The 7,631-nt window shown below is 51.7% G+C and carries 5 protein-coding genes; 2 read left to right on the forward strand and 3 right to left on the reverse strand.

Annotated elements, in window-relative coordinates; all coding sequences use genetic code 11:
• Positions 1 to 126: 126 nt before the first annotated feature.
• Both ACTS3T_RS01115 and sbcC read left to right on the forward strand, forming a co-directional pair.
• On the forward strand, positions 127 to 1,902 hold the full coding sequence (locus tag ACTS3T_RS01115; RefSeq protein ID WP_377965275.1) for an ABC transporter ATP-binding protein: 1,776 nt from the start codon (positions 127 to 129) through the stop codon (positions 1,900 to 1,902).
• A gap of 304 nt (positions 1,903 to 2,206) precedes the next feature.
• On the forward strand, positions 2,207 to 5,212 hold the full coding sequence (gene sbcC / locus ACTS3T_RS01120) for an exonuclease subunit SbcC (RefSeq protein WP_377965273.1): 3,006 nt from the start codon (positions 2,207 to 2,209) through the stop codon (positions 5,210 to 5,212).
• On the opposite strand, the gene ACTS3T_RS01125 is transcribed toward sbcC, so the two are convergent.
• The 3 genes from ACTS3T_RS01125 to ACTS3T_RS01135 form a co-directional block, all read right to left on the reverse strand.
• A complete protein-coding gene (locus tag ACTS3T_RS01125) occupies positions 5,197 to 5,772 on the reverse strand; it encodes a GNAT family N-acetyltransferase (RefSeq protein WP_377965271.1) in 576 nt (191 codons plus the stop codon). The genes sbcC and ACTS3T_RS01125 overlap by 16 nt on opposite strands.
• 18 nt (positions 5,773 to 5,790) lie before the next feature.
• Positions 5,791 to 6,498 (reverse strand): YsnF/AvaK domain-containing protein, encoded by a 708-nt coding sequence (locus tag ACTS3T_RS01130; protein ID WP_377965269.1) that lies wholly within the window; start codon positions 6,496 to 6,498, stop codon positions 5,791 to 5,793.
• Between the two features lie 317 nt (positions 6,499 to 6,815).
• A partial coding sequence (locus ACTS3T_RS01135) for a DUF2382 domain-containing protein (protein WP_462934625.1) occupies positions 6,816 to 7,631 on the reverse strand: 816 nt, incomplete at its 5' end.

Genomic DNA, 7,631 nt, shown 5'->3' on the forward strand with positions numbered 1-7,631 from the left:
TGCGTTGTCTGAATGTCTTGAGGGCTGCCGCGATCGCTGACAAACCCTAAAGCTTGAGATTCAGCTTTGCCAATGTCTGGCCTCGGCGTCGTTAGACTAAAGATCATGCCTATCTTAGTCAGCGCTATGTCTTCTCGCCCTTCTCATCCGCTCCAGCGCCTTTTCACCTATAGCCGCGAGTATCGCGGGCAAATCTGGCAGGCTAGTTTCTGCTCAGTGCTCAATAAATTGTTTGACCTGGCTCCACCCGCGCTGATTGGTCTGGCGGTTGATGTGGTGGTTGAACAGCAGGATTCTTTAATTGCCCAGTATGGCATCACCGATATTCGCAATCAGTTTATAGCGCTTTCGGTGCTGACATTTATTGTCTGGAGTTTAGAGTCTGTCTTTGAGTATGCTTACGATCGCCTTTGGCGTAACCTGGCGCAAAACATTCAGCATAAGCTGCGGCTGAATGCCTACGACCACTTGCAGGATCTCGATCTGGCTTTTTTTGAAAACCGCAGCACAGGCAGTTTGATGTCTGTGCTCAACGACGATATTAACCAGCTAGAGCGCTTTCTCGATCGCGGTGCTAACGAAGTTTTGCAGGTCATCACCACGGTGATTATTATTGGGGGCGTCTTTTTTGTGCTAGCGCCCAGCGTTGCCTGGATGGCAATGTTGCCGATGCCGTTTGTGATGTGGGGGGCGATCGCCTTTCAAAAGCTGCTGGCTCCCCGTTATGCCGAAGTGCGAGAGCGAGTAAGTTTGCTCAACAGCCGCCTTTCTAACAACCTTTCTGGCATCACCACAATCAAAAGCTTTACCGCTGAAGCCTACGAAAGCGATCGCATTTGCCAAGAAAGCCTCGGCTATAGCCAGAGTAACCAGCGAGCGATCGCCCTCAGCGCCGCCTTTATTCCGCTGATTCGGATTTTAATTTTGATTGGGTTTACGGCCACCCTGTTATATGGGGGGTTGATTACCGTAGACGGGCAGCTAGCCGTTGGTACTTATAGCGTTTTGGTTTTTCTCACCCAACGGCTGCTGTGGCCCCTCACCCGCCTAGGTGAAACGCTCGATCAATATCAGCGGGCGATGGCGTCTACTAATCGGGTGATGAACCTGTTAGATACGCCCATAACCCTGCACCCCGGCAACCATCGTTTGCCGATGAGCCAGGTGCAGGGAGATATTCGCTTTGAAGATGTCACCTTTGCTTATGACAATGGCCAGCCAGTTACTGAGCATTTAACGCTCAAAATTCCGGCGGGTAAAACGATTGCTATTGTCGGTTCGACGGGTTCGGGTAAAAGTACGCTGGTGAAGCTGTTGCTGCGCTTTTACGAAGTGCAACAAGGCCGCATCACGCTGGATGGGATTAATCTACAAGCGCTAGATCCGCAAGATTTACGACAGGCTATTGGCTTGGTCAGCCAGGATGTGTTTTTGTTTCATGGCACAGTGGCTGAAAATATTGCTTACGGCAGCTTTGGGGCTAGCCGGGAAGCAATTAGGGCGGCGGCTAAGGTGGCTGAAGCCCATGATTTTATTGAAAATTTGGTGTCGGGTTACGACACGATTGTGGGTGAACGGGGACAAAAGCTCTCTGGCGGACAGCGACAGCGGATTGCGATCGCCAGAGCGGTGCTAAAAAATCCGCCCATTTTGGTGTTGGATGAAGCCACTTCAGCAGTAGACAACGAAACTGAAGCGGCCATTCAGCGATCGCTGGAAAAAATCACCCAAAACCGGACAACTATTGCGATCGCCCACCGACTGTCTACTATTCGCAACGCTGACCGGATCTACGTGATGGAATATGGCCAACTGGTTGAATGGGGCACCCACGAAGAATTATTAGAGCGCAATGGCCTCTATGCAGGGCTATGGCGAGTGCAGATGGGGGAAAAGCTCTAAACCATCAACTGGATACCCCGTCAGAGAGGTTGCGGGTGTTGTCTGCTGGGTGACAAAAGGCGGCAATTTGAACGTGTTTGCGTCATTTCAGCCTACGAAGCCTCAAACTTTGACCCCAATTAAGTCAAGAGCGATAGAAGAGACTTGCGGCAATTTGGGGCTTTACCTCTGGGGGCTATAGCTAGAGGGAAGGGCAACTGGCGATCGCAATTGGCAATTTAGTGCAAATAAACTAAAGATCGGGTGTATTAACGATCGCCTGTACTGCTATCTTGGTGGTTAAGGATGGATCCTTTAAACTGCCATGATCCCCCGTCAGATCACCCTTCGCAATTTTCTCAGCTACCAGCAAGCCACCTTAGATTTTCGGGGGCTACATGTGGCTTGTATTTGTGGGCCAAATGGAGCGGGTAAGTCTTCCTTACTCGAGGCGATCGCCTGGGTAGTGTGGGGGCAAAGCCGCGCCGCCACGGAAGACGATGTTATTCACTTAGGCGAAGCTGAAGCCAAGGTAGACTTTGTCTTTGACCACCATGCCCACACTTACCGGGTGATTCGAGCGCGGCGAAGGGGACAAAGCAGCAGCTTAGAATTTCAGGTCAAAACTCAAAATGGTTTTCGACCGCTGACCCAGCGTGGCATGCGGGCAACGCAGCAGCTTATTCAGCAGCATCTCAAACTTGACTACGAAACCTTTGTCAATTCTGCCTATTTGCGCCAGGGACGAGCCGACGAGTTTATGCTGAAGCGCCCCAGTGAGCGCAAGCAAATTTTGGCAGATTTGCTCAAACTAGGGCAGTACGACCAGCTAGCCGAACAAGCCAAAGAAAAGGCTCGCGACATCAAAGCCCAGGTCAACCTTTTAGAAACCAGTTTGGCCGCGCTCAATCAGCAGCTACAAGCGCGTGGCGGTGTTGCCCAAGCCTATCAAGACCTCAAAGCTCAGCTTGCCAAGCGTCAGCGACAACAGCAGCAGTGGCAACAGCAGCTAGACGCCTACCTGGATCAGCAGCAGCAGCGGCAACGCTGGCAGCAACAGCAACAGTTATACCAGCAGCAGCAAGCCAGCTTACAGCAGGCTTGCCAACGGTTAGCGCCAGACCTAGAAAGCCTCCAAACCCAGCAGCAACAGCTCAAACTCGTTGTTGAGCAAGCAGCCGCGATCGCGGCAGGCTGTCAGCAGCTCGCCCAACTACAGCAGCAAGACGGCGAGTATAACAGGCAGTTTCAGCTTTACCAGCAGGCTCAAGCCCAGCTCAGCCAGATTCAACAACCTTACCAAGCGGCTTTGGCTCAGGCTGAAACCCAACTACAACAAGCTGAGCTGAGCCTCAGCAACCTCAATCAACAGCTCCAAGAAACCCAGCAAAGTCTGGCTAAGGCTGCTGAGATTGAAGCGGCTCTAATTCGTTTGCATCAGGCGCAAGCTCAACTCAGCCAGTTTGACCAAGCCCAGCTTAAAGTGATGCCCTTGTTGCAGCAGCGGCAAGTCTTGCAGGCGCAAATTGCCCAAACCCAAGCTCAGCTGATGGCGCGTTTAGAAGCACTTAAAAACACTGAGCAGCAGCTTCAGCAACAGCAGTCGCAACAACCTCAACTTCAGCAAGCGGTAATGGACGTGGCTTGCGCGGTGGAATATCTAGAGCGGCGGCGTAACTATCAAGAACAGGTTCGCGAAAAAGGCTTAGAGCGGCGCAGCTTCATGGAGCGGCTACAGGCTAACCAGCGTACCTACGAAATTCAGCTAGCTCAGTTAGAGCAAAAACTACAGCTACTATCGGCTCCTGAGGCCGTTTGCCCCGTGTGCGATCGCCCCCTCGATCCGAAACACTGGCAGCATGTGGTTAAAAACCAACGCCAGCAGCATCAAGAGACGCAGCACGAAATCTGGGTCATTCGCGAACAGCTAGCGACTTCTGAAAAAGAAATTCAAATTTTGCGGCGTGAATACCGTGAAATTGAGGCAGAACTGGCTACCTATGGCCCAATTTTAGAACGGCGTGGTCAGCTACAAGTTCAGCTTAGTTCTAGTACCGATGCCCAAACCCGCCTCGATCAGCTTCAGCAAGAGCGATCGCAGCTAGAGCATTGTTTGCAAGAAAAGCACTTTGCCAGCGATCTGCACGAAGAACTGGCGCTGATTGATGCTCAGCTAGTCGAACTAGACTACGACGATTGCGACCACGCCTTAGCCCGTAGCCAGGTTGAACGTTTGCGATGGGCCGAAATTAAGCATACCGAACTCCAGCAAGCGCGGCGGCGAGAAGCTCAGCTTCTCAGTCAGCAGCCTGAACTAGCGGCTCAAGTTGCGGCTTGTCAGCAGCAGCTAGCCGCACTGAGCCAAGCGCCTGAACGTCAGCAAATCCAGCAGCTAGAGCAGCAGTTAGCCACCTCAGGCTACTCGTTTGAACAACACCAAAGTTTGCGAACGGATTTGCAGCAGGCTCAGATTTGGCAGCTACGCCAGCAAGAACTCACGCAAGCCCAGCAGCAATTGCCTCAAGTAGGGCAGCGGCTCACCCAGCTCACTCAGCTACAGCGCGATCGCCAGCAAGAACTCAGCGCCATCGCTGAGCAGCTAAACAACTTAGAACACCAGCTACAGCAACGACCCGACCCTCAGCCCGATATCGCCGCCCTAGAACAACAACTGCAAACCGAACAAGCTGAGCGCGACCAAAAACTAGCTTATCTAGGTCGCTTGCAGCAGCAGCTTGATCAGTTCGATCAGTTGCAGCAGCAGCACGATCACCAGCAACAAGCCCTAGATCAAGCCAAACGTCAGGCCAGAATTTATACCGAGCTAACCTATGCCTTTGGCCGCAATGGTATTCAAGCGCTGATGATTGAAAATTTGCTACCCCAGCTCGAAGCTGAAACGAATCAAATTCTCGGTCGTCTTAGTGCTAACCAACTACATGTGCAGTTTCTAACCCAGCGGGCAGGTCGTAGCCGCAACAAGCTAATTGACACCCTCGATATTTTGATTGCCGATGCGCGGGGCACCCGTCCTTACGAAACCTATTCGGGTGGCGAGGCGTTTCGGGTGAATTTTGCCATTCGGTTAGCGATCGCCCGGTTGTTGGCACAGCGATCGGGCACAGCGTTGCAAATGCTGATTGTAGATGAGGGGTTTGGTACTCAAGACCAAGAAGGCTGTGAACGGCTAATTACCGCTATTAACGCGATCGCTGCTGATTTTGCCTGCATTCTCACCGTTACTCATATGCCGCATTTCCGGGAAGCATTTCAGGCTCGTATTGACGTTCTTAAAACGCCGACAGGCTCCCAAATTCAGCTTTCGGTTTGAGACTGCCACGCCGATTTGACCAAACTGGTCAAAATATGATCTTCCCACCGCCCATTGATTTGTAGATAGTGATGGGCGCGTCCATCAATGCGAAAGCCCATCCGCTGTAGCAGCTTACCGCTGCGGGTATTGTGCGGCATATAGGCAGCGGTGATGCGACGTAATTTTAGATTTTCAAAAGCATAGGGCAGAACAAGGCTGAGGGCTTCACTCATATAGCCTTGCCCTTGTTTGTCAGCCGCTAAGCTATAGCCCAAACTGGCAGACTGCCGGAAACCCCGGACAATGCAGTTAAAATTGACTACGCCAATGATTTGGCGGCGATCGCGCTCGAAGATAAACAGACGCAAAGATTTGTCGGCATAAAACTGCTGCACCCGAGCTTCTACCTCATTGCTCCAGTACCACTGACTATAAAAAACAGCACTACGAATGGGTTCGTAAGGCTGCAAGTGGGCTTGATTAGCTGTGTAGTATTGCACAATAGCGGCAACGTCGGCTAATTCTCCCAAACGCACACAAAAGCGGCTCGAAACCAGTTCTGGTAGATTGCTACCCATCACAGCCCCCTAGACCCATTAGCTCGGCGATTGAGTCGCCTGGTAGCGATTAAACCAGTCTTGCATCTGGGGTTGTAGGCTGGCCTCTGCTAAAAGTAATTCTAAATATACGTTGCTGCATTGTTCAAACAAGGCCGGAGCCATTGCCGCCAGCGATCGCTCCGCTATTACAGCCGTGGCAAATTCACAGTAAACTGTTTCGGTTTGTGCCCCTACCCGCAGTGACAGGGTAACGTTAATTTGCTGACAGACCTGATTAGCTTGCTGAGCCAGCGTGTGCAGCAGCCAAACCGCTGATTGAATCGTCAGCAAGTGACCAGCGGCGATCGCTTCAGGCGATCGCTCAGCAAACGGAGCAAATTCGTCGGCGCTAATCTCTAAACCCCTGACATAGCCTTCACCGAGATCAATTTCTGCTAGTGACTGATGCTGAGGAGATACCTGTTCCACAATCAGCTTTTCCCGCCGAACCGGAACCTGCACCAAGCGGGTTTCTACCACCTTACGGACGATGACTTCACCCACTTTGCGACGTTTGCGATCCACCTTCAGTCGCTCTTGCAAAAGCCGAATAGAAGTACTGGCTGACTGGTCGGGTGGATTAGCCGTGGCTAAAAGGTCATCGGTGGCATCTGGTATGCCTACTGCCGACTGATCTATTGGCGTTGCAGCGGATTCAGAGTTCGATAGATCTTCACGCTTAGAAATAGGCCGATGAAAATTCATGATTAAAAACTATCCATTCTATTGCCTGCTGAGCTAGGTTGCAGACTTGACGGTCTTAGTAACCAGGCTGACCGACTCAAATTGCAAAAAGCCTTTATAGCTGTTGCCACCAAAGCTGAGACACTTCAATGGCTGAAAGCGGCTGCAGCCACAACCATAGACAACTAGCTAAAAGGCAAAGGGTAGTGCCCTCTGCCTTTGGCGCTTTGGCGCTGTCTAACTTGTGGGGTAGCTAGCGCTTTGCCTCTGTTTTAGGCGCGGATGTCGCCTCTAGCCGATCGAAAATTGCCCCAGGTAAGGCTAGGCTATTTCCGTTTTTACCGTCGATCGATGGTGGGGTTGCCATCCGTCTGAACGTCTAGTTCTTCGCGGCGTACCGTTTCTCTAGCGCGAACCTCGTCGTGATCCACTTCCTTGCGGACGTTAACCTCTTCGCGGACGAAAGGCTGCTTTTCGATGTTGACTTCTTCTTCGTAGACTTCCATGCGGGCTACTTCGCCTTCATTGAAGCTAGGAGTGGCTGTATTGCCGACCGGACGTGCAGTGTCGAGCGGGGTGCGCTCAATAACCACACGTTCACTTTCAACCGGGGCAGAGGCTTCTACTGTGTTTGTTTCAATGCGCTTGCCAACCTGTACTTCGCCAGCCTTGTGCCGATTTTTGTGAGTTACCAGGCGTTCTTCGTAGAGTCTGAGTTGCTCGTGGTTATCTTCTTGGCTGAGGCCATAGTAAGTCGGTTCACGGTCATAGGCGTAGGCGGCTCGGTTGCGGGGCTGAGCGACCATTTCTTGAGAAGCCTCAGCAGGTGTATTCGCCAAACCTGAAGTTGGTTGGGTTACCGTGCGATCGCCTGTGTAATACTCGTCATTGGGGGTGTAGGTTTGCCCCATGAACTGTCGCTTAGCGCGTTGCTGAGCTTGGGGACGATAGCCCTCTCTGACGCGATCTTCGTGAGCTTCATCGACAACTTGATCGTGATGATATTCAGGCAAGTTTTCAACTTGTTGACGGCTCAGTCCGTCTACATAAATACGTTTTCTATCGTAGTCAAAGTGAGCTAAACCAATTGGCAACAAGACTTTCTTGCCAAAGATCCAAAAGCCAGTATCGACAACAACGTAACGAAAACGTCC

The sequence above is a fragment of the Almyronema sp. genome (assembly GCF_052168255.1).
Lineage (GTDB): Bacteria > Cyanobacteriota > Cyanobacteriia > Phormidesmidales > Phormidesmidaceae > Sphaerothrix > Sphaerothrix epifaneia.